Genomic DNA, 22,879 nt, shown 5'->3' on the forward strand with positions numbered 1-22,879 from the left:
CCAGGAGGTCGAGCACGTGCCCGGCGAGGCCGGACACCGGGGACCCGGACGCGGCGAGCCCTCCCGGCGCGCGGCTCAGCGGAAGAGGCCGCCCTTCTTGGGGGGAGGCGGATTCTTCTTGCGCATCTCGATGAGCCGCAGCTCCTGGTTGGCCTCCAGATGCTTGGGACTCGCACGGATGGCCTCGCGGAAGTGCCGTTCGGCGCGCTCCATGTCGCCCTCGACCCGGGCGATCACCCCGAGCTGGTAGTGGGCCCGGTCGCAGCGCGGATCCATCTTCAGCGCCTCGGCCATCATCTGCTTGGCGCGGGTGACCTCGGTCTTGCGCTGGGGGTCCATGTAGATGGCCCAGCCTCGGGCAGCCAGGTACACCGCGCGGGGCTCGGCCTGGAAGGCGCGGTCGAAATGGTCCGCCGCCGCCACGAAGTCGCGCTTGCGGAAGAAGATCTCCCCCGCCTTGAAGAGCTCGTTGGGATCTTCCCCGGAGGCGCGTTGCGGCGGCGGTTGGAACGACCCCTTGGAGCGCAGCTCCTGGAGATAGGTCGCGCGCTTCGCGTCGTCGTAGAGAACGTCATAGGCCTCGCGGATGGACTCGTAGACGATGGTCATGCGCGGCGCGAGCGCGGAGAGCGAGGGCGGCAGACGATCCGGGTGGAAGCGCTTGGCGAGCGCGACGAAGGCCGACTTCACCTGCTCGCGCTTGACGTCCGGGCCGATGGCGAGTCCCAACAGGGAGAAGTAATCCTGCTTGGACTGCACGTCGGCGTAGCGCTTCTCGATGAGCTGGGCGAGCTGCTGCTCCTCGTCGTTGCCCTGTGCGGACGCCGCGGCGGCGGGCGCGGGCACTGACGGAGCAGACGTAGGCACTGGCGACGCGGGCGTGGGCGCTGGCGGCGCGGACACTGGCGGAGACACCGGACGGGCTCCAGTGTCCGCCTCGTTCTCGAAGGGCAGATCGACCCATTCCGCGAGCGAGTCGGCCTCATCGATCAGCGGCACGGCGGCGGGCGAAGCGACCACGGGCTGGGAGACCGGCTCGGCGGGAGGCGGGGCGGCGACGACGGCCACCGCGGGCACCTCGACCTGAACGAACGACTCCAGTTGACCGTCGACCTGCTGCAGCGCGGCCTCGAACGAAGCGCTGATGTCTCCCGGCGCCTCGCCCGGCTGAGACTTGCCGAACCTCATGCCGCCCCATTGAGGATCCTCGAGCATGGGGCGCGGGGCCTGGCTGCCCTGGGGAGCGGGAGGAGGAGCAGTGGGAGGGAGACCCCGCGTGGACAGGTTCGGAGGAACGGACGATTCCGGAGCGGGTGGACGAGGAGCGGGCGAAGGGGCGCCAGCCGAGGGCGAACGCATGCCCGGCGGAACGGGAGCCGTGAACGGGCGCGCGCCAGCGGAGGGCGGCCGCATCCCTGGCGGGACGTCACCACGAGGAGCGACGGGCCGGGGCGCAACGGCCAGGGGAAGCGGAGAGACGAGGGGCTCGGACCAGTCGGTGGCGGTGAGCATGTCCCAGGATTCTTCCGGGACGGGTGCCGCGAGCGTGGGCGATGGGGGAACAGGCTCCGTGACGGTTTCCGCGGTGGTGGGCACGAACGCCGCGACCCGCTCCTCGGGGGTGGGAACGGGCTCCTCGATGAGCCAGTCCTCGGGAGGAGTGCTCCCCGTCCGACGCAGCGCCTCCTGCATGTCCTGCATCCGCGCGGCATCGGCCTGCTCACGCGCCAGGCGGAGCCCCTCCGTGTCTTCGTGTCCGGGCAGTTCCGCGGCCACCGGGAGCGCGAAGTCCACGGCGATGTTCTCCTCGGGGGGAGGCACGGCCGCATCCGGGAAGGCATTGAACCAGCCCTCGGACGAGGGAGCGATGTCGGCGAGCGACACCTCGAGCTGCGGGCCCGGACTGGACTCGGGCACTTCAGGAGTGGCCGGGGCCGCGGTGAAGAAAAACTCCCCGTCCGCCAGCTGGGCCAATTCGGCGAGCTGAGCCACGTCCGACAACTGCGAGACTTCGACAGGAGCCCGCGCCTCCGCGACCCGAGCGGTCTCCGCGAGGCGCGCCCACTCCTCCGCTCGACGCCAGGACTCCTCGGCCTGCCGTGCGGCTTCGGCCTGCCGGGTCTCTTCGGCCAACCGAGCCTCTTCGGCCAGTCGCGCGGCCTCGGCCTGCCGGGCCTCTTCGGCCAGTCGCACGGCGTCAGCGAACCGCGCCTCTTCGGCCAACCGGGCCTCTTCCGCGAGTCGCGCGGCTTCCGCCTGCCGAGCCTCTTCGGCCAAACGAGCCTCTTCGGCCAGCCGCGCCTCTTCGGCCAACCGGGCCTCTTCGGCCAGTCGCACGGCTTCAGCAAACCGGGCCTCTTCGGCCAGCCGGGCCTCTTCCGCGAGTCGCGCGGCTTCCGCCTGTCGCGCCGCTTCGGCCAAATGAGCCTCTTCGGCCAGCCGCGCCTCTTCGGCCAACCGGGCCTCTTCCGCGAGTCGCGCGGCTTCCGCCTGCCGAGCCTCTTCGGCCAACCGGGCCTCTTCCGCGAGTCGCGCGGCTTCCGCCTGCCGAGCCTCTTCAGCCAACCGGGCTTCTTCGGCCAGCCGAGCCTCTTCCGCGAGTCGCGCGGCTTCCGCCTGCCGTGCCTCTTCCGCTAGCCGGGCCTCTTCAGCCAACCGTGCCTCTTCGGCCAGTCGCACGGCTTCGGCAAACCGGGCCTCTTCAGCCAGTCGGGCCTCTTCAGCCAACTGGACCTCTTCAGCCAGTCGAGCCTCTTCGGCCAGCCGGGCTTCTTCGGCCAGTCGCACGGCTTCCGCCTGCCGTGCCTCTTCGGCCAGTCGCGCGGCTTCGGCAAACTGGGCCTCTTCGACCAGTCGCGCCTCTTCAGCCAACCGGGCCTCTTCGGCGAGTCGCGCGGCTTCGGCCAGCCGTACCTCTTCAGCCAGTCGCGCGGCTTCCGCCTGCCGCGCCTCTTCCGCGAATCGCACGGCTTCGGCCAGCCGTGCCTCTTCGGCCAGTCGCGCGGCTTCCGCGAGTCGCGCGGCTTCAGCCAGTCGCGCCTCTTCGGCCTGCCGCGCCTCCTCAGCCAGTCGCTCGGCTTCCTCCAGCCGAGCCTCTTCGGCCAGTCGCGCCTCTTCGGCCAGTCGCGCCTCTTCCGCTAGCCGTGCCTCTTCTGCCCGCCGCGCCGCTTCAGCCAACCGCGCCGCTTCAGCCAGTCGCGCGGCTTCCGCCTGCCGCGCCTCTTCAGCCAGTCGCGCGGCTTCCGCCCGCCGCGCCTCTTCAGCCAGCCGAGCCTCTTCCGCGAGTCGCGCGGCTTCGGCCAGCCGTGCCTCTTCCGCCAGTCGCGCGGCTTCGGCCAGCCGTGCCTCTTCCGCCCGCCGCGCCGCTTCAGCCAGCCGAGCCTCTTCCGCGAGTCGCGCCTCTTCGGCCAGTCGCGCCTCTTCCGCCTGCCGCGCCTCTTCCGCCAGTCTCGCGGCTTCCGCCTGCCGTGCCTCTTCCGCCAGCCGTACCTCTTCGGCCAGCCGCGCCTCTTCCTCCCGACGCGCGTTCTCGCGCGCCATCCAGTCCTCGACGGACAAGGACTCGACGAGGCCCTCGCGCTCCAGCACATGAAGCAGCGTCCGTGAGCCGAGCGTCAGCCCCTCCAGCCGCGTGAAGTCCACCAGCGACGAGAGAAACGCCATCTCGTCCTCGCCCGATACCCAGGGAGCGCAGGCCGCCGCATCCGCGCAGCGGAACATGCGTGGCGCGGAGGGCTCGCCCTCGACGGGCTCCAGCGCGGCACGCACGACGCGCGCGCCCGCGATGGGGCGGAACATCGGCTCGATCCCGTCCTCCTCGAAGGCGGCATGCTCGGCGAGCTGACTCAGGCGCCGCACCTCGGCGAGCACCTGCTGCTCGGCCACCTTGCCCGGCTCCAGCCCCAACTCCTCCAGCAGATCCTCGTCCGGAGACCCCGCGCTCTCCCGGGCCCAGAGCGCATCCAACAGTCCGGCGTGGATGCGGCCGGCCTGCACCAGCGCCTGCACCGGGGTCTGGAAGCCGAAGCCGAGCCGGGTCCCCACCAGGTCACCTCCCTGGAGGAACAGCAGCGACTGCCGGCCGCCAGCGCTCAGCGTGAGGCGGCCGGTGGCGCGGGACTTGTGGGCGGAGTAGAGGGTTTCAACGACCTGCGAAGCGGACATGCGGGCCTCAGTGTAGTCGCTCCGCCCCTCCTCTCAACTTGGCGTGTCCGCCCGCCCGCCCGGGAGGCCGAAGCCCACCTGGCGCAGGGCCTCGTAGGCGGCGATGCCCACGGCGGTGGACAGGTTCAGGCTGCGGCGCTCGGGCAGCATGGGCAGGGTGACGGCCGTTCCCGAGCCCCCGGTCATCACCTCGGGGGGCAGGCCCTGCGTCTCCGAGCCGAAGACGAGGTGATCTCCCTCCTCGAGGCGCGCGGCGTACAGGGATGTAGCGGCGCGGGCGGAGAAGAGCCATCGCCTGGCCGAGGGCCACTCGGCCAGATAGGCGCCGTAGTCCGGGTAGAGCTTGAGGAAGACCTTGTCCCAGTAGTCGAGCCCGGCGCGCTTGAGGTGCCGGTCGTCGATGGAGAAGCCCAGGGGCTCCACGAGGATGAGGCGGCAGCCGGTGACGGCACACAGCCGGGCGATGTTGCCGGTGTTGGGGGGAATCTGCGGGGAGACGAGGACGAGGTGGAAGGGGCGCGCCAGGGGCTGGAGCATTGGAGTAGAAAGCGCGACATGCGCCTGAGAGTGAACAATGTGACACGAGACCGCCTGTTGGCGGATCGCGCCGAGCGGGCCACGAGCTTCCGGGACCGCTTCGTGGGGCTGATGGGGCGGCGCTCGCTGGCGCTGGGCGAGGGGATGCACATTGTGCCGTGCAACTCCATCCATACCTTCTTCATGCGCATTCCCATCGACGTGGCCTTCCTCGACCCGGACGGGGTGATCGTCAAGCAGTTCGTGGCCCTGCCGCCCTGGCGGGCGACGTCTGTGTACTTCCAGGCGAAATCGGTGCTGGAGCTGCCCGCGGGGACGCTTCAGGCCAGTGGGACCCGGGAGGGGGACCGGCTGGTGTTCGAGCCCGTCCCGTGAGCCGCCAGGGGGTCGCGCGACCGGAGCGCTTGGGTTTTGACCCTCCTCGGGACGCTTTGTTAACCTGCTCCCCCCGTCCACGTCCCCCCTGGACACGCTGGAGAATTCCCGAGCATGCGCATTGAGGTCGCTGGCCACACCCACGTCGGGATGAAGCGCAACCACAACGAGGACAACTACCTCATCCTGCCGGAGGAGAACCTGTGCTGCGTCGCCGACGGCATGGGCGGACACTCCTCGGGGGAGATCGCCTCGAAGATCGCGGTGGACGAGCTGGCCGAGTTCTTCCGGATGACGGCGAAGGATCAGGACGCCACCTGGCCCTTCAAGATGGACAAGGCGCGCAACTACGACGAGAACCGGCTGGCCACGGGCATCAAGCTGGCCAACAAGAGCATCTACGAGAAGGCCAGCCACGAGACGAAGTACAAGGGCATGGGGACGACGATCGTCTCGGTGCACTTCACCAAGGACTCGGCCTACGTGGGGCACGTGGGCGACAGCCGGGTGTACTTCTTCCGGCAGGGCGTGCTCAGGCAGCTCACCGAGGACCACTCGCTGCTCAACGACTACCTCAAGGCCAAGAAGCTCACGCCCGAGGAGATCGAGAACTTCCCCCACAAGAACGTCATCGTCCGGGCGCTCGGCATGAAGGAGCTGGTGCAGGTGGACGTGACGAAGGTGGAGCCGCAGCAGGACGACATCTTCCTGCTGTGCTCGGACGGGCTGTCCGGCATGGTGACGGATCCGGAGATCCAGGAGCTGCTGGCGCGCACGGACGAGCTGGAGAAGGCGTGCTCGCAGCTCATCGACCTGGCGAACGCGGCGGGCGGCACGGACAACGTCACGTGCGTGCTCGCGCGCTTCCACGCCAACTGACGGGCCGCTAGAGCGGCGCCGCCACGCGGTAGGCGCCCCAGGCGACGACTTCCACGAGCGACTCTCCGGGCGCCACCTCGGTGCCCTCCAGGATGGCGGCGCGCTCCAACCGGGCGCCCTCCCCCACCCGGACACCGGCGCCCACGGACACGCAGGCGCCCACGTGCGCGCCCCGCGCCACCGTGCACCCCGCGTCGAAGTGCGCCGGTCCCACCACCTGCCCCTCCACCCGGGCCGAGGCGTGGGCCCAGGCGTTGTCCGGCCCCCTGGGCGCCAGGGCGAAGGGAGAGTCCCCGCCCAGCCCCTCCAGGGACACCTGTCCGGAGAGCACGTCGCGCACGGTGGCCAGGTAGCGCGACGGCGTGCCCAGGTCCGACCAGTACGCGCGCACGCCCTCGCCCCGGACGGGCACGCCCGCCTCCATCATCCGCACGTAGACGTCGCGGTTGATGTCCTCGGGCCCCTCGGGCGTCATGAAGTCGAAGACGCGCGGGGACATCACGTGCACGCCCGTGAAGTGCCAGGGCGTGAGCCCCTCGCCTCCGGGCCCGAAGCCCGCGATGCGCCGCACCTGGCCCCGCCCATCCACGTCCACCGAGGCGTACTTCTCGTTCTCCGGCATGGGCAAAAGCACCATCGTCGCCGCCGCGCCCGACGCCCGGTGCGCCTGGACCACCGGGCGCAGGTCCACCGGGAAGAGGATGTCGCCGTTGAAGACGAGGAAGTCCTCGCCCGCGAGGAAGTCCCTCAGGCCGCGGATGCCGCCGCCGGTGCCCTGGATGACGGGCTCGTGCACCACGTGCAGCGTGAGCCCCGCGCGCTCGCACTCGGCGCGGGCGGTGGCCGCCATGACGTCCGGCAGGTGGTGGGTGTTGATGCCCACCTCCCGCACGCCCGCGCCGCGCAGCACCGCCAGGTGATAGCGGAAGAGGGGCTGACCGAGGAACGGCAGGGCCGGCTTGGGCCAGCGCTCGGTGAACGGACGCAGGCGCGTGCCCAGCCCCGCGCAGAGAATCATCGCCTTCATGTGCGGCCCCTCTTTCCTTGGTCCCGCCTCAGCCCAGCTCGGGCACGTACTTCGCTACCAGCTTGCGCAGCCCACCCATCTCCGGCCGCCGCTCGAAGGCGTCGCGCACGTAGCGCAGCGACGCGGGGATGGACACCAGGAAGCCCGGGTTGCCCTTCACGCGGTTGATGAACTCGAAGCGGCCCGCGTCCTTCATCTTGCGCTGCAGCGTGAGCAGATCGAAGAAGGCCTTGAAGCCCGTGGGCTCGATGCGCTCGCCCGTGAGCTGCGCGAACGTGGCGATGTACCGGTCGAGCATGGCGTCCACGAAGCCGCGGTCCAGCTCCACGTAGCTGTCGCGCAGGAGCGCCACGAGATCGTACTGGCGCGGGCCCTGGAGCGCGTCCTGGAAGTCGATGACCACCAGCTCCCCGTCCTTCACCATGATGTTGCGGCTCTGGTAGTCGCGGTGCGTGAAGCCCCGGGGCGCGGCGGCCAGTTGCTTCGCGATGTCGCGGAAGACGCGGTCCAGTTCGGCGCGCTCGGCGTCCGTGGGCTTCTTCCCGCTCCACGCCTCCATGCCCCACTCCCGGAAGTGGTGCAGCTCCCAGTCGTAGAGGTCCTCGTCGAAGGCGCGCGTGAAGGCGAGGCAATTGGGGTCCACGTGGCGCTCGGCCTGGGCGCGCAGGCGCGCGAGCAGATCCACCGCCCGGGTGTACAGCTCGTCGCGGTGCTTGCCGCCCTCGAGCGCCGCCTCGAACGTCCTGTCCGTCAGGTCCTCGAGCACCATCATCCCGGCGGGCTCGTCGTAGCGCAGGATGCGCGGCACGCGGATGCCCAGCCCCTCGAGGTAGCGGTGCACGTTGATGAAGGGCAGCTCCTTGGGCGGCTCGCCCTTGGACGCCTCCTCGCTCTTCTTCGAGGCCTCCAACGGCATCACCATCAACACCCAGCTCTCTGGCGCGGTGCCCACGCGGTAGTACGAGCGGTTGCTCGCATCGCCCTTGAGCTTGGTGATGGGAGCCTGGGGCACGGGGCGGCCAATGGCCTTCCCGACCTGGTCGCGCAGCGCGGCCTCGAGTTCCATAGGGATGCGGTTCTCCTGCAACGGGTGGGTGAAAACGGCGCGCGAGTATGGGAGCGCGCACGCGCGGGGTCAAAACCCCTGTGCCAGAGCGCGTCATTCCCCTCACTCGCGGGACGTGAATCGTGTCCACTTGCGCGCTGCGCCGCGTCGGAAGACGGGGAATCCGGCGGAGTGTTGAATGGGGCCAGGGGGATGACTTCGGTCAGGGTCGACCCCACCCTCACAGGGCGGTAATAAGGACGCGCCGCTCCCTACCCCACACGAGAGTTCCCGATGGACATCCACGACAACATCCTTTCGGCGATTGGCCACACCCCCCTGGTCAAGCTGCAGCGCCTGGTCGGCCCGAACGACGCGACGGTGCTGGTCAAATGCGAGTTCATGAATCCCGGCGCGTCCATCAAGGACCGGATGGCGCTCTACATCATCGAGAAGGCCGAGCGGGAGGGGAAGCTCAAGCCCGGCGGCACCATCGTGGAGAACACCTCGGGCAACACGGGCATGGGCGTGGCGCTGGCCGCGGCGGTCAAGGGCTACAAGTGCATCTTCACCATGCCGGACAAGATGTCGCTGGAGAAGATCAACCGCCTGAAGGCCTTTGGCGCGCAGGTGGTGGTGACGCCCACGAACGTGCCGGCCGAGGATCCGCGCAGCTACTACGAGACGGCCAAGCGCCTGCACCGGGAGACCCCGGGCGCGTTCATGCTCAACCAGTACCACAACCCCGACAACATCGAGGCGCACTACAAGATCACCGGGCCGGAGATCCTCGAGCAGACCGAGGGGAAGATCGACTACTTCGTGTCGGGCCTGGGCACGGGCGGCACGATGAGCGGCGCGGGCAAGTTCCTCAAGGAGAAGATCCCCGGCCTGAAGAACGTGGGCGTGGATCCGGAAGGCTCCGTCTACGAGGGCTACTTCAAGACGGGCAAGCTGACCGAGCCGCACGTCTACAAGGTCGAGGGCATCGGCGAGGACATGCTGTGCGGCGCCATGGACTTCAAGGTGCTGGACGACGTGCGCCAGGTGGATGACCGCCAGAGCTTCGTGGCGGCGCGGCGGCTGGCGCGCGAGGAGGGCATCTTCGCGGGTGGCTCGGCGGGCGCGGCGGTGCACGTGGCGGTGCAGCTCGCCAAGGAAGTGGGCAAGGGCAAGACGATCGTCGTCATCCTCCCCGACACCGGCATGAGCTACATCAGCAAGTTCCACTCGGACGAGTGGATGCGCGACAACGGCTTCATGGAGGAGAAGGGCGCGGGCACGGTGCGCGATCTGCTCCAGGGCAAGAAGGACGTCATCACCGCGCGCAAGGGCCAGCGCGTGGACCAGGTGGTGGAGACGATGCGCCAGCGCGGCATCAGCCAGATGCCGGTGCTCGCCGAGGACGGCCGCGCGCTCGGGATGATCCACGAGTACGATCTGCTCAACGCGCTGGTGGCCAACCAGGTGAAGTTCGCGGACACCATCGACAGCATCGTCACGCCGCTGCAGGGCGTGGTGGCGCCGGAGACGAGCCTCAACCGGCTGCGCGAGGTGTTCAACCAGGACAAGGTCGCCGTGGTGAAGGAGGGCGAGAAGGTGCTCGCCGTCATCACGAAGATCGATCTCATCGAGCACCTGCACCGCGTTGCGGGCTGAGCACGCCCCGTGGAGGTGAACGACGAAGCGGTGAAGGACGCGGTGCGGCGGGCCTGTGAGGACGTGGGCCTGCCACTCGCCTACCGCTTCGCCGTGAGTCAGTTGCTGCGCACCCCTCCCGCCGACTGGCCCACGTGCTGCGGCGAGGGGTGTTTTCCCTGCTCCCAGTCGTTGGCGGACGCGGCGGCCCGGGCGCTGGAGCTGCTCGGCCAGCCACGCCCGGCGCGTTGACTAGGACAGACGAGAGAGCAGCCGCTCCGCGTGCTCGCGGATGCTCTTCGACCCCCGGGCCTTGGCTCGGAGCGCGTGCTCGCGCGCCTTGGGCACGTCGCTGTCGGCGAGCGCCAGCGCCATGTTGAGGTTCAGGCTCGGCTCGTCGGGATGCGCCCCGAGCGCCACCCCCAGGAGCTGGGCGGCCTGGGCCGCGCCCCCAGGCTGGGACATGAAGAGCACCGCCAGCTCGCACGCGGGCCCCGGCGCCTGGGGATTGAGCTTCCAGGCCTCCTCCAACCACTTCAGCGCCCCGACCTGGTCGCCCTCCATGCGGCGGATGTTCGCCAACGCCAGGCGCGCGTCGATGCCCTTCGGCTCCAGCGACAGCGAGGCATTCAACAACCGCTCGGCCTCCTGCGTGTAGCCCATCATCATGTTCGTCAGCCCGTGCAGGTAGGCCGCCGCGGCGTTGCGCGGGCTGTGGGTGCGGAACTCGGCGGCCGTGCGCATCGCGCCCTTCGTCTCGCCCATCAGCAGATAGAGCTGGATGAGCTCGGGGTAGAGCTCCGCCTTGTCCGGCACCCGCTCCACGGCCTGCTTCATCAACGTCAGGGCCCGGTTGAGCTGGCCCTGATGGACGAGCAGCCGCGCGGCGAGCAGGGGCGCCTGGTAGTCACCCGGGTTGACCTCGGTGGCCTTCTGGAAGTGCAGCAGCGCCTGCTCCCCCTTGCCCTGCCCCTGCCGCGCCATGCCCAGGGCGAGCAGGAGGGAGGACTCCTCGGGTTGCAGCCGCAGCGCGCGCTCGAACGCCTCCGCCGCGTCCTCGAACCGCCCGCGGGTGAGCAGGGCCTGTCCGAGGTTGAGCAGCACGAAGGCATCCGCGTCCTTCCGGGCCGCCAGCTTCCGCAGCGCCTCGAGCGCCTTCTCGTCTCCCGCCACGGCATCGAGCCGGGCCAGGTGGACCTGCGCCTCGGCGTTCTGGGGCTCCACCTTCAGCAGGCGGCGCAACAGGGCGCGCCCGGCGTCGTTCTCGCCTCGCGACAGGCGCAGCCGCGCGAGTCCCAGCAGCGCGTTCCCATCCTGGGGATCATGCGCCAGGGCACGCTCGAACTCCCGGATCGCCTCCTCCGGCTTTCCTTGCTTCTCCAGGCGAGCAGCCTCGGCGGATTGAAGGGAGACCTTCGTCATGAGCGGCCACCTCCACGAACAGCGATGGACACCGGGAGTCCAGGCGCTCCCGGGGGGGAGAGAGCCCCCCCGGACTCCACCTTACGCCACCTCGAGCGCCTGCTTCAGGTCGTCGATGAGATCCTGCGCGTCCTCGATGCCCACGGACAGGCGGATGAGCCCATCGGAGATGCCGAGCAGCTCGCGCGTCTCCTTGGGGACGGAGGCGTGCGTCATGATGGCCGGGTGCTCGATGAGCGACTCCACGCCACCGAGCGACTCGGCGCAGGCGAACACCTTGACGGCCTTGAGGAAGCGGCGCGCGGAGTCCAGACCGCCCTTGATGTCGAAGGTCATCATGCCGCCAAAGCCCTTCATCTGCTTGCGGGCGAGCGCGTACTGGGGGTGGCTCTCCAGACCCGGGTAGGTGGCCTTGCTCACCTTGGGGTGCTTGACGAGGAACTCGGCCACCTTGTGGGCGTTCTGCGCGTGGCGCTCCATGCGCACGCCGAGCGTCTTCACGCCGCGCAGCACCAGGAAGCAGTCCATGGGGCCGGGCACGCCGCCCACCGCGTTCTGCAGGAAGCCCATGCGCTGGGCGAGCTCGTCGTCGCTCGTGCACACGAAGCCGCCCACCACGTCGCTGTGCCCGTTGAGGTACTTCGTGGTGGAGTGCGCCACCACGTCGAAGCCCAGCTCCAGCGGACGCTGGAAGTACGGGGTCATGAAGGTGTTGTCACACACCGAGAGGATCCCCCGCTTCTTCGCCGTCTCGGCGATGCGCGCCAGATCGATGAGCTTGAGCATGGGGTTGGTGGGCGACTCCACCCACACCATCTTCGTCTTCGGGGTGATGGCGGCCTCGAAGGACTCCGGGCGGGACAGGTCCACGAAGGAGAACTCCAGGCCATGGCGCCGGAACACCTTGTCGAAGATGCGGAAGGTGCCGCCGTACACGTCGTCCGAGACGACGACGTGGTCGCCCGCGTTGAGCAGGTGCATCAACATGGCCGTGCCGGCCAGGCCCGAGGCGAAGGCGAACCCATGCTTCGCGCCCTCGAGCGCCGCCAGACACTCCTGGAGCGCCTTGCGGGTGGGGTTCTGGGTGCGGCTGTACTCGTAGCCCTTGTGCTCTCCGGGACCATCCTGGACATAAGTGGAGGTCAGGTAGACCGGCGTCATGATGGCGCCGGTGGTGGGATCCGGCTCCTGGCCGGCGTGGATGGCGAGGGTGTCGAAGCGCATGGCGGCGAACTAGCACACTCCCCATGTCCCCGGGAGGCCGGGAGAACCCGGGACGGTGGGTGCGGAACGCTTGCCGGCGGGTGAAGAGTCGGAGAAGAGAGGGAACAGGCACACGGGAGAGGACACGTCGGGATGACGACAGCGGACCAGGGCTCCAAGGCGGGGGAAGGCATGTTCGCCAACCGCCTGCGCAAGAACGTGCGGCACTTCCGCAAGTGGGCGAAGGCCCGGGGGCTCACCGCCTTCCGCGTCTATGACCGGGACATCCCCGAATACCCCTATGCGGTGGACCTCTACGGCGAGCGGGTGCACCTGGTGGAGTACCCCCGCCGCAAGGCCATCAAGGGGGGGCTGGAGGAGCAGCGCGAGGAGGTGCTGGCGGCGGTGAAGGAGGTGCTGGACGTGCCGGCGGCGTACATCCACGTGAAGACACACCTGCCCCAGCCGTGGGGCCGCTCGCAGTACGGGCGGGTGGGCGAGAGCGGCGAGCGCCTCGTGGTGGAGGAGCAGGGGCTGAAGTTCTGGGTGAACCTGGGGGACTACCTGGACACGGGCCTGTTCATGGACCACCGGCTGACGCGGGCCCGAGTGCGGGAGGAGGCCCGGGGCAAGAGCTTCCTCAACCTGTTCTGCTACACGGGCGCCTTCACCGTGTACGCCGCGGCGGGCGGGGCCACGCGCACCCTGAGCGTGGACCTGTCCAATACCTACCTCGACTGGGCCGAGGACAACCTGGCGCTCAATGGCTTGTCCAATGCGCGCCACACCCTGCTGCGCGGGGATGCGCTCGCGTGGGTGCTGTCCCAGAAGGACAACCCCGAGGAGACGTTCGATCTCGTGGTGTGCGATCCGCCCTCCTTCTCCACGTCCAAGCGCATGCAGGGGACGTTCAACGTGCAGAGGGATCACGTGCGCATGCTGGAGGCGCTCGGCGCACTGCTGTCGCCCGGCGGCGTGCTCTACTTCTCCACCAACTTCCTGGGCTTCGAACTGAAGGACTCCGCCGTGCGCCACTACGCGAAAGTGGAGGAACTCACCCCGGGCTCCATCCCCGAGGACTTCCAGCGACAGCAGATCCACCGCTGCTGGCGCATGGTGGCACCCCGCTGAGCATCAGGTCATGGCTTGGCGGATTGCGGCAGCCGGCCCCCGCTCCGGTCCTTCGAGACGGGCACGTAGCACTTGCCCTGGTACTCCGCCACGAGGTCCGCGCAGGGGGGCTTCAGAGCGAGTTCCATCCAGCACCCGCCATTGATCTCGAATTCGACGGGCTTGGGCTTGCAGGGAACCACGGCCTGATTGCGGAAGGGCCGCGCGGGCAAGGGATAGGAGAGCGCCGCCGGGCGCGGTGTGTCCGAGTTGCTCAAGATCGGGGCATTTGTCTGGGATGACGATTCCTCGGCCAGTTCCTCCGAGGCATCTGGAGTTCTCGACAGGAGCAGCCAGACGCCCAGACCCAGCGCGACCATGGCCAGGGCCCCGGCGGACATCGCCGCCCGGAAGCGCCTCGTCCCATGTACTTTCGAGTCCTGCTGCACCGGGGGCTTCACAGTCCCCTTCAACAGGTGGTCCCGCGCCTGGGGATTGTCCTCCACGCACTGCACCGCGGTGGACATCATCACCAGGATGTCCGCCAGTTCCGTCAAGTCAGGAGCAGCGGGCGAGCGATTCACCGTCACGGTGACGGAGGGAGCCTTCGGCTGACAGGAGAAATGCACATCCCAGGACCCGTCTGGTTTCCATTCCACGCGGTCCGATGGAAACAGAAGCAAGGCCGGACGCCCCGTGCCCACGTGCCACGCTTCATGGAGACGACCCAGCCCAGGCTCCACCTCTTCGTACCGATTCCCGAGGTGGAAAGGCCCCTGCCCCTCGTCGTCCTTCTCGTCCGCCATGCGCTGGCCTCCGTCAATGCACGCCTCACGTCCGCCGACTCGACAGCCGACGACGTGGCCGCCTACTGAAGCGGACTCGACTTCCCAAGTCAAGTCCTTGGAGGGTTCCTGTTGGGTTGAGCGACACCGCCAACGCCGCTACTTCTGCTCGGGAGAGCGGTTCTGGCCCTGGAAGGCCAGCATCCAGCCCGGGTACTCGGGAGGCAGCGCCGAGGCGGTCTCCAGCGCGGCGAGCTGCTCGGGCGAGAGCTTCAACTCGGGCGCCGCGAGGTTGTCCTCGAGCTGCTCGGCTGTCTTGGCTCCGATGACGATCGTCGTGACGTGCGGCTGGTGCAGCAACCACGCGAGCGCCACCCGCGCCACCGAGCTGGAGTGCGCCTTGGCGATGCCATCCATCACGTCGATGACGGAGTAGGCCCGCTCCTGGTTCACCGGGGGGAAGTCGAACTGGGTGCGGCGAGCGCCCTCGGGACCCTGGGCTCCCCGGCGGTACTTGCCGCTGAGGAAACCACCCGCCAGCGGGCTCCACACCATCAGGCCCACCTGCTGGTCCTTCATCAAGGGCACCAGCTCCCGCTCCAGCTCCCTGCCCGCGATGCTGTAGTAGGCCTGCAACGACTCGAAGCGCGCGAGCCCTCGGTGCTCGCTGATGCCGAGCGCCTTCATCAACTGCCAGGCCGCGAGGTTGGAGGCCCCGAGGTAGCGCACCTTGCCTTGACGCACGAGGTCATCGAGCGCGCGCAAGGTCTCATCAATGGGTGTGACGGCATCGAAACCATGAATCTGGTACAGGTCGATGTAGTCGGTGCCCAGCCGCTTCAAGCTGGCATGCACCGAGTCCATGATGTGTCCACGAGAGAGGCCGACCTCGTTGACACCGGGACCCATGCGCCCGCGCACCTTGGTGGCGAGCACGACATCCTTGCGCCGCTCCCCCAGCGCCTTGCCGAGGATCTGCTCGGACAGGCCGTTGGAATAGACGTTGGCGGTGTCGAAGAAGTTGATGCCCGTGTCCAGACAACGGCCCACCAGCGCATCGGCCTCGGACTGGCCCTGGGTCCCGATGGCCTTGAACCGGCCCTCGCCACCAAACGTCATCGCTCCGAAACACAGCTCCGACACATACAGGCCCGTGCGGCCCAGCATCCGGTAGTTCATGTGCGTCAACCCCTCCAGGGAATGGGAGGGGCGTGACTTAACGCGTCCCTCCCTCCGCCGCAGGGGTTTTCGGGCGCCCTATCCCAATCGCATGGGGCGATGCGCTCAGCCCGCGTCGGGAGTCTGGACGCCGCCATCCGCGCCAGGGCTTCCGGCGTCGGGAGTGCCCCCATCGAACCAGGACGCGGGCAGGCCAGCCGCGGGCGGGGCCGAGGTGGAGCCGACCTGGGACGTGGGCACCGGTGCGGCGGACGAGGGCGGCACCTGTGCCGGATCGGATTCCGGAGGCAGTGCCTCGGGCTCTCCGTCGAAGAGGCGGCGGAGGATGCGGCCATCGATGTGGATGGCGTACTTCACACCCCCGTCCAGGACGGTGTGCTCGCAGACGGCGGAGTTCAGGGAGATCTGCACGAAGATGATCTCACCCTGCCGGATGACCCGGTAGCGGAGGGCCTCTGGTTTGTCCGCGCACGACGCCTGAGCGCCGCCGGAAGGCAGGAAGTCCTGCGCGGCGAGGGAGAGGGCCCGGAGCGTCACGCCATCCAGTTCATACGTCTGGCCTTCCCCGCCCACTGGCGTGGCGAAGCGCTCGTGGAAGGACGGGAACCGGATGGAGGGGTCCTCCGGGGAGCGGGGCGCCGCGGGGTGGAAGAGCGCGCAGCTGGAGAGGAAGACCGTGAGCGCGAGGGGCAGGCGGCTGGGTCTCATGGCGCCCCCCCAGAGGGCATCTGGCAGGGCGCCACGTGTGCCTCGACGCGAAAGTCCGTCTCGTTGAGCCAGCGGACGGTGCCCGTCTGCTGGCAGCGCCACTCGCCCTGGGTCTGGGTCCACTTCAACAATTGACTCGTCAGCGGAATGTATTGAAAGAAACCGTCACACGTCGGGTGCTCGGTGTCTCCCGAGTCCGAGAAGAACGCGATGACGGCGAGCTTGACCTTGCCCTCGCGGGTCTCGGCCTCGAAGCCGTGGATCCGTCCCTTCGAGACGATGGACTGGATGTCATCGTCGGAGAGCCGGGCGGCGTAGGGATGGTTGTGGAGCGCGAAGACATACTCGAGACTGCCCGGCGGGTAGCGCTGATCCTCCACGTGGAACGGAAGGACACAGCTCTTCTTCCTGTCCAGACCATCCGGCCGCGACTGGTCCGTCAGCATGCTCATCTCGTATTTGTGATCCGGGGTGTAATAGAGCCAAGCGCAATACTCGCGCGAGACTCGCCAGCGCAACTGGAAGTCCTGGGCTTGCGCTCGGCCCGCGGTCGCATGGGGCTTGGACAGGATGCGCGGACAGGCGGCGATCAGCGCATCCGAGTAGGAGTCGAAGGGTCCGAAGCCAGGCATCGGGCCCGGGAGGCTCTCCAGGAAGGCTTCTCCGGGCCTGGGGCGCACGACCCCTTCGATGGGTGGGGTGGAGGCACAACCCAGGATCGTCAGGAGCGAAGCCCACAAGGTCCCACGCAGCCCTCCGGGTGAAGTCACGTTCGCCATGGACCCGTCCATCGAACCGCTCTCTCCGCTGACGTCTCTCTCCCGGCTGAAAACACGGAATTCCCTTCCACCCGGAGAAACTAGCATCTCGGTGAGGCACCGGCAAGCACGGAGGAAACTCTAGAGGACGTGACTTCAAAAGTCACGCAAGGCACGCCCCCCCCCGGCAGCGGATAAGAGCTCGTTTCAGAAATGGACCAGGGAGGTCAGGTAACGTGCCCTGTCTACTCAGGGCCGCTTCGCAAGTGGCGCTCAAGCACGCTCACTTGCGGCGATGTCGTGGCAGGAGCGGCTTCACCCTTGCCCACAGCTCGTCCGGGACCAGTCGTGGGAGGGGCGTCATCAACGCCGCCCTCCCTCCACCGCAGGGGTTTTCGGGCGCCCTATCCCTTGCAGGGCAGGTACAGGCCCAGCTGGGCATCCACCTGCACGTAGATGCGCAGGAAGGAGGGATGCGGGTAGACGCCCGTCACCTCGGAGCGCAGCACCTGGCCGCGCACACAGCCCAGGCTGTCGTCGAAGGACACCTCGGTGGACAGCTTGTCCTTCACCGCCGCGAGCCGCTCGGAGACGTCCACCCGGAGCGCCTGCCGGGCCTGGTCGCGGATGGACGCGTAGTCCAGGGCGAACTTGAGCTTCACCAACTCGCTGGCCGTGCCCGGGGTGATCTCCAGGTCCGGCACGGAGAGTTGGTTGTCGATGACATGGGGGTGTCCCGCGAAGAACAGCTCGCCGCCCACGCCCACCGAGTAGTCCCCCACCCGGGCCCTGCCCCCGAGGTTCATCCGGATGACCACCGTGTCATCCGAGGGGTAGACCTGGGGCTTCTCCATGTACAGCTCGGGATTGGAGGCGGAGAAGAACAGCCGCCCGTTCATGGAGGACTCGAGCGCCTTGGACAGCTCTTCGTAGCGCGCGGCCACGGGCACCACCACCTTGAAGGGACCCGAAGGCAGGGTGGAAACGTTCTGCAGCAGGGGCATGCGCACGTCGCTGGCCACCACGCCCCCGTCCGCCGGGGTGCCTCCATCTCCGGAGGAGGCCCCCACCACGTAGGTGGCCGGCTGCGCGGAGGCGCCCGGGGAGCCACTGGCGAGCCGGGTGTCCGTCCCGGCGTCGGGGCCGGGGGTGCCGGCGTCGGGGGCCTGGGCGAGGCTGGCCACCGGGGTGCAGGGCAGCGTCACCGAGGGCATCACGACGATGCCGAGGTCCTTCTCGAAACCATCGGCGAGCACCGTGGGCGAGGCCTCCAGGTTGGTCACCTTCAGCTCGGCGCACGCCAGCTGATCGCCCACGGGAATCTCGATGGGCCGGGCGAGCCGGGAGAAGGCGTTGGCCACCAGGGGGCGCACGTCGAAGCGGAAGTCGTCCAGCGTCTTGCCCACGAGGCCGTGCAGCTTGTCCTCGATGGCCCGGTTGACGGCGTCCACCGGCCCGGAGGCCACCACCTTCACCTCGGTGGACTGCAGCAGCGCCTTGAAGTCGGCCGTCATGACCGGCTCGCCGGCGATGGTGAGGGAGATGGGCATCTGCCGCTCCCCGAGCATGTTGAAGCGCCCGAGCACGTTGACGCCCACCACCACGCGGCCGCGATCGAACTTGAGCGTCACCGGCTCGCGCTGCCAGGTGTAGTGGATCTTCTGGCCCGCCATCAGGTCGGCATCCCCCTCGCCCGAGCGGGGCAGGCTCTCGGCCATCTTCCGGACGAGGGCCTCGCGGAAGATGGTGGCGTGGATGACGATGCGCGAGGGCGGAGGATCCGACACCGGCCGGCCCCCATTGGAGGCGGGAGGAGGTGGCTGGAGGCTCTGCGCCTCGAGACGGGGACCCCCACAGGACACGAGGGCGAGGGACGCGAGGAGCGCGGGGACGGGACGAAGGCGCGAACGAAGCATGGGAAGCAAGGGCACGGGAAGTGCGGCGCGTACTATACCCCAACCGGCCAGCCGGGTTCCCAGCGGGACACCAGGGCGGGCGGCCCACGGCCCCCCCCTTCCAGCCTTCACGACGAACGGGGCAGAATCCCCGCCCCCCGTTCAACCCCCCCTCACGACAGCACCTGAGCGTCGGGTAGAACCGGGAACCCTCGCTTCGCGGGCACCCCTCCTTCAACTTTCCGTCTGGAAAGCCTTGGATGAAGCGGGCGAAAACAAGACGTACAAATGCGTCTTGTTTGTCTGAACAAGAACGTGTTTCATTTGTTCAGCCGTCCCCCCGTGCTGTTCCCCCGAAGAAGGAGCACGCGTCAATGATTCCATCCGTGTTTCACGAGAGACGTTTGTCTGGAATGGCCAACCAGACCCTGGCGGCCTGCGCCCTGCTGCTCTCCACGGCGTGCGGCGGTGTCACATCCACCGACAATGACTTGACGGGTGAGTCCGCGACGCCTTCGGCGGTGAGCACCCAGTCCCGGAACCTGGCGGACGACGGCTGCTCGCCCGACGTGACGCCCCCCGTCGTGACATGCGATGCCTATGGCGGCGTGGTGGAGTGCGGCGGGTACATCGACGAGGTTCCCAACCTGCAGTACTCAGACAACTGCTCCATTCAATACGTCTCGACATCCTACAGTTACAAGATGGTGGGAACCGTCTATACGGGAGCCGGCGTCTGGGACGGATTCAACAGCGCCAGTTGCACGACCGAATGGACGGTGGTCGATACCCTACCGCCGGACATCTATCTGGAGGGCGGGGATATCACCATTCCCGCGGGCTCACCGTTCACCCCCCAGGAGGCCATGGGCCACGATGCCTGCATGCATGGCGGGCTGGGGTACAGCATCGTGACGGCCGAGGGCACGGTCAACACGAACGTTCCGGGCACCTATACGCTCACCTATTCGCTGACGGATCCCTCCGGCAACAAGGGCACCAAGACCCAGCGGGTGCACGTTGTCGCCACGACGCCGATCTCGGTCCCCACCGCCAACACCCTTCAACCGCGGCTGCGGCACACCGCGACCCGATTGCCCAATGGCCGGGTGCTCGTGACCGGGGGCTATGGCCGCACCGCGGAGGAGTACGATCCCACCACCGGGACCTGGTCGGCCGTGGGCAACCCCATCGCCACGCACCGCGCCCATACCGCCACCCTCCTGCCCGACGGCACGGTGCTCGTCGCCGGAGGAGCCAAAGCCAGCTCCGCCAGCGTCGAGGAGCTGTACGACCCCGCCCAGGGCGTGTGGTCCCCAACGGGACGGATGAGCACCTCGCGCTATGATCACACCGCCGGGGTGCTGCCCGATGGCAAGGTGCTGGTGGCGGGAGGCGGTACGGGGGAGAGCTCCGGCGGCGTGCTCGCCACGGCCGAGCTGTATGACCCGTCCACGCGCCAGTGGTCCCCCACCGGCGAGTTGCACACCGCTCGCCGCAACCACACCCTGACCGTGCTGCGCGATGGCCGGGTGCTGGCCACGGGTGGCACCGGGGCGGAAGGCCAACCCCTGTCGTCCGCGGAGCTCTACGAGCCCTCCACCGGGACGTGGACGAGCGTGGCCGACCTGAGCACGGGCCGCTCCGCCCACACGGCCACCCTGCTGGACGACGGGACGGTGCTGGTGGTGGGCGGATTGACCGGGGACATGTACCTCGGTGTCACGGCGGAGCTGTTCCATCCCGCCACGTCCACCTGGTCCTCGGCGGGCGCGCTGAACTCCCCGCGCCGGGAGCACTCGGCCACGCTCGTGCACGGCAAGGTGCTGGTGACCGGTGGATACCACACGCTGACGGGAATCAACGCCACCTCCGAGGTCTATGATCCGGCCACGAACACGTGGAACCTCGGGGCGACACTGAACGTGGCCCGCTACAAGCACTCCGCCACGCAGCTCGACGAGAACACCTTGCTGCTGGTGGGGGGATACACCCCCCTCGAGCACAGCACGGCGGAACGCTACTCCTTCCCCTGAGACAGCGAGGGCGGCCCCGGAGGAGCGGGGCCGCCCCCATCCACTACAACGACTACAGCGACTCGAGGAAGGCGAACAGCGCGTCGCGGTCGGCCTTGGGGAGCGCCGCGAAGCGGTCGCGGCTGCCCGTGGCCTCGCCGCCGTGCCACATGATGGCCTCGGCCAGCGTGCGGGCGCGGCCGTCATGCAGGTAGCGCACGTTCTGCGCGCTGCCCTGCACGAACTTCAGCGAGCCCAGGCCCCACAGCGGCTGCGTGCGCCACAGGCTCGGGGCGGCCTGGCCCTCGGAGAGCGTGTCCGCCAGCTCCGGCCCCATGTCGTGCAGCAGCAGGTCCGTGTACGGGCGGATGGTCTGGCCGCGCAGCTCGGCGAACGGGTGGTTGTTGCCCGTGGTCAGCTGGGCGGTGTGGCACGAGGTGCAACGGGCCTCGGCGAAGACGGCGCTGCCGCGCTTGATGAGCGTCGGGTTCACGTCATGCTCCGGCGAGACGCGGATGCCCTCGGGGTAGCCGCTGCGCAGGCTGCGCTGGGCCGGCACGCCGATGAGCGACAGGTAGTCCGACATGCGCTGGAGCTCCGTCTCCGACACCGCCGTGGCCGCCGTGGTGGCGCGGCAGTCGGGCGAGCCCTTCTGGCAGCTCACCGACGGGAACACCGGCGAGGTGACGCCCATGTCCTTGACGAGCGCGTCACCCACCTGATGGCGCACGCTCGCCTTGGTGGCCTTCCAGCCGAAGCGGCCCAGGTGCACCTTGCCCGTCTCGGGGTTGTTCACCCAGTGCGGCACACCGCGCACGCCGTCGCCATTGGCGTCATCCGGGTCGGCCAGCGCCAGGATGGTGGGCTCGGCCACCGCCTCCAGCAGGCCCATGCCGATGACCTGCGGGGCCTGGCGCACGGAGTAGAGCGACGGCACCGGACCCGTGAAGGAGTAGACGGGCTTGGCCAGCTCCACCTGCGTACCGTCGGCCAGCGTGCGCACCGTCTTCGTGTAGGACGCCACGCTCACGCCGTAGCCGGGCGCCGAGGTGGAGCCCGCCACCTGCTGCACGTTCCAGCCATAGGTGGGGTCGGGCAGCACCGAGCCGCCGACACCCGCCGCGCCGGTCAGCACCGACAGGGTGGCGAGCCGCGCGCCCGCCGCCGGCGCCGCGCTGCGGCCGTTGAGCGTGTGGCACTCGATGCAGCGCGCCTGGTTGTAGCGGGGGCCGAGCTGCCCCTTGTGCTCGGTGAACACCGGGTTGCTGGTCGGATGCTCCGAGTGCGTGCCATCCGCGAACGAGGTGTGGAACAACCGGCGTCCCTGCACGAAGCTCTTGGTGTTCTTGATGCCGATGTTGTTGGCCATCTGCTGGAACACCCGGTGCGGCTCCTCCGAGTAGTTGTAGGACACGCTGGCCTGGCCACCCAGCAGCGTCTCGTCGGGCAGCGGCTCGGAGTCCAGGTTGGGGGCGATGCCGTACCAGGGGCGCATGCCCTTGCCCACCACGTAGAGCTGCTCGAACGAGTAGTAGCGCTCACCGCCACCGTCGATGGCCGGGGAGAGCAGACGCGGCGCGGGGGCCAGCTCGATCTTGTCGCCAATCTTCAACGGGCTGTGCGGGGACGTGCGCCAGTTGGAGGTGAACGACATCATGCAATCGCGCGTGCCCGCGTGGCAGATGGGCTGGTTGGCCTCGAGCGGGTTGTTGAAGCCGTAGTTCAGCGACCAGCCGAAGTCGCGCACGTTGGGGTTGTTGATGTTGCGGAACAGGCTGAAGGTCGTGCCCCGGAACGTGCCATCGTTGACGTGCAGGTACACCGAGATCTTCTGGCGGCCGGCGGGCACCTCGTCGCGGATCTCCAGACCGAAGGTGCGGTTCTGGAAGTAGAAGGTGGGGAAGGTGAAGTAGCGGCCCGGGCCCGTGTCGGGAGCGTCCCACGCCTCGCCGCGCTCACGCGCATGGCGCTCGGTGGGGCGCGCGCCCATGAAGGTCACCAGGGTGCCGTCGGGCTCCGTGTACTGGAGCTGCTCGACGGCCTCGGTGCCGGGCTCGTACAGGGGCGAGTACGCGGCCGTCACGCCGGTGCCCGGAGGGGTCATGATGATGGCCGAGTCCACACCCGCGCCGGCTCCCT

At 68.8% G+C, this 22,879-nt stretch carries 19 protein-coding genes; 7 read left to right on the forward strand and 12 right to left on the reverse strand.

Features of this window, described 5'->3' with window-relative positions:
• Positions 1-75: 75 nt before the first annotated feature.
• Both D187_RS56995 and D187_RS10805 read right to left on the reverse strand, forming a co-directional pair.
• Complete coding sequence (locus D187_RS56995) at positions 76-4,164, reverse strand: J domain-containing protein (protein ID WP_020917954.1); 4,089 nt, start codon at positions 4,162-4,164, stop codon at positions 76-78.
• Positions 4,165-4,197: 33 nt separating this feature from the next.
• Entirely contained in the window at positions 4,198-4,701 is a 504-nt protein-coding gene (locus D187_RS10805; protein ID WP_002627018.1) for a tRNA (cytidine(34)-2'-O)-methyltransferase, read from the reverse strand.
• An 18-nt stretch (positions 4,702-4,719) separates the two neighbouring features.
• On the opposite strand from D187_RS10805, the gene D187_RS10810 reads away from it, so the two are divergent.
• Complete coding sequence (locus tag D187_RS10810; RefSeq protein WP_002627017.1) at positions 4,720-5,076, forward strand: DUF192 domain-containing protein; 357 nt, start codon at positions 4,720-4,722, stop codon at positions 5,074-5,076.
• A 114-nt stretch (positions 5,077-5,190) separates the two neighbouring features.
• Entirely contained in the window at positions 5,191-5,955 is a 765-nt protein-coding gene (locus D187_RS10815) for a Stp1/IreP family PP2C-type Ser/Thr phosphatase (protein ID WP_002627016.1), read from the forward strand.
• 7 nt (positions 5,956-5,962) lie between these two features.
• On the opposite strand, the gene D187_RS10820 is transcribed toward D187_RS10815, so the two are convergent.
• Together D187_RS10820 and D187_RS10825 are read right to left on the reverse strand one after the other, a co-directional pair.
• On the reverse strand, positions 5,963-6,982 hold the full coding sequence (locus D187_RS10820) for a nucleotidyltransferase family protein (RefSeq protein WP_002627015.1): 1,020 nt from the start codon (positions 6,980-6,982) through the stop codon (positions 5,963-5,965).
• 28 nt (positions 6,983-7,010) lie between these two features.
• The gene (locus D187_RS10825) at positions 7,011-8,048 is read right to left on the reverse strand and encodes an aminoglycoside phosphotransferase family protein (protein ID WP_002627014.1); all 1,038 of its coding nucleotides are present in this window, start codon (positions 8,046-8,048) and stop codon (positions 7,011-7,013) included.
• 273 nt (positions 8,049-8,321) lie between these two features.
• Here D187_RS10825 and D187_RS10830 point away from each other — a divergent pair, with 273 nt between their 5' ends.
• Positions 8,322-9,686: a pyridoxal-phosphate dependent enzyme gene (locus tag D187_RS10830; RefSeq protein WP_002627012.1), complete on the forward strand. Its 1,365-nt coding sequence runs from the start codon at positions 8,322-8,324 to the stop codon at positions 9,684-9,686.
• Positions 9,687-9,695: 9 nt separating this feature from the next.
• Positions 9,696-9,917, forward strand: a complete 222-nt coding sequence (locus D187_RS10835; RefSeq protein WP_002627011.1) for a hypothetical protein — start codon at positions 9,696-9,698, stop codon at positions 9,915-9,917.
• Here the strand turns inward: D187_RS10835 and D187_RS10840 are convergent, their stop codons facing one another.
• Both D187_RS10840 and D187_RS10845 read right to left on the reverse strand, forming a co-directional pair.
• Positions 9,918-11,087, reverse strand: coding sequence for a tetratricopeptide repeat protein (locus D187_RS10840; RefSeq protein ID WP_002627010.1), 1,170 nt, complete (start codon positions 11,085-11,087; stop codon positions 9,918-9,920). It lies immediately after the preceding gene.
• A gap of 81 nt (positions 11,088-11,168) precedes the next feature.
• Positions 11,169-12,311, reverse strand: coding sequence for a cystathionine gamma-synthase (locus D187_RS10845; protein WP_002627009.1), 1,143 nt, complete (start codon positions 12,309-12,311; stop codon positions 11,169-11,171).
• A gap of 132 nt (positions 12,312-12,443) precedes the next feature.
• Between D187_RS10845 and D187_RS10850 the strand changes: the two genes are divergently transcribed.
• Positions 12,444-13,421 carry a class I SAM-dependent methyltransferase gene (locus tag D187_RS10850; RefSeq protein WP_002627008.1) on the forward strand — a complete coding sequence of 326 codons (978 nt, stop codon included), beginning with the start codon at positions 12,444-12,446 and terminating at the stop codon, positions 13,419-13,421.
• An 8-nt stretch (positions 13,422-13,429) separates the two neighbouring features.
• Here D187_RS10850 and D187_RS10855 read toward each other — a convergent pair whose 3' ends face one another.
• The gene (locus tag D187_RS10855; protein WP_245591678.1) at positions 13,430-13,990 is read right to left on the reverse strand and encodes a hypothetical protein; all 561 of its coding nucleotides are present in this window, start codon (positions 13,988-13,990) and stop codon (positions 13,430-13,432) included.
• Between the two features lie 126 nt (positions 13,991-14,116).
• Between D187_RS10855 and D187_RS57645 the strand changes: the two genes are divergently transcribed.
• Positions 14,117-14,275: a hypothetical protein gene (locus tag D187_RS57645; protein ID WP_002627006.1), complete on the forward strand. Its 159-nt coding sequence runs from the start codon at positions 14,117-14,119 to the stop codon at positions 14,273-14,275.
• Positions 14,276-14,344: 69 nt separating this feature from the next.
• Here D187_RS57645 and D187_RS10860 read toward each other — a convergent pair whose 3' ends face one another.
• From D187_RS10860 to D187_RS10875, 4 genes are all read right to left on the reverse strand, one after another.
• Entirely contained in the window at positions 14,345-15,364 is a 1,020-nt protein-coding gene (locus D187_RS10860) for an aldo/keto reductase (RefSeq protein WP_002627005.1), read from the reverse strand.
• Positions 15,365-15,469: 105 nt separating this feature from the next.
• Complete coding sequence (locus D187_RS10865) at positions 15,470-16,072, reverse strand: hypothetical protein (RefSeq protein WP_002627004.1); 603 nt, start codon at positions 16,070-16,072, stop codon at positions 15,470-15,472.
• Positions 16,069-16,704, reverse strand: coding sequence for a hypothetical protein (locus D187_RS10870; protein ID WP_051256313.1), 636 nt, complete (start codon positions 16,702-16,704; stop codon positions 16,069-16,071). Before D187_RS10870 ends, D187_RS10865 begins: the two co-directional genes overlap by 4 nt.
• A gap of 530 nt (positions 16,705-17,234) precedes the next feature.
• Entirely contained in the window at positions 17,235-18,617 is a 1,383-nt protein-coding gene (locus tag D187_RS10875) for a DUF4403 family protein (RefSeq protein ID WP_002627002.1), read from the reverse strand.
• Between the two features lie 521 nt (positions 18,618-19,138).
• On the opposite strand from D187_RS10875, the gene D187_RS49770 reads away from it, so the two are divergent.
• Positions 19,139-20,761, forward strand: coding sequence for a Kelch repeat-containing protein (locus D187_RS49770; RefSeq protein ID WP_051256314.1), 1,623 nt, complete (start codon positions 19,139-19,141; stop codon positions 20,759-20,761).
• 52 nt (positions 20,762-20,813) lie between these two features.
• Here the strand turns inward: D187_RS49770 and D187_RS10885 are convergent, their stop codons facing one another.
• On the reverse strand, positions 20,814-22,862 hold the full coding sequence (locus D187_RS10885) for a di-heme oxidoreductase family protein (protein WP_002626999.1): 2,049 nt from the start codon (positions 22,860-22,862) through the stop codon (positions 20,814-20,816).
• Positions 22,863-22,879: the final 17 nt, after the last annotated feature.

Source organism: Cystobacter fuscus DSM 2262, from assembly GCF_000335475.2.
Classification (GTDB): Bacteria; Myxococcota; Myxococcia; order Myxococcales; family Myxococcaceae; genus Cystobacter; species Cystobacter fuscus.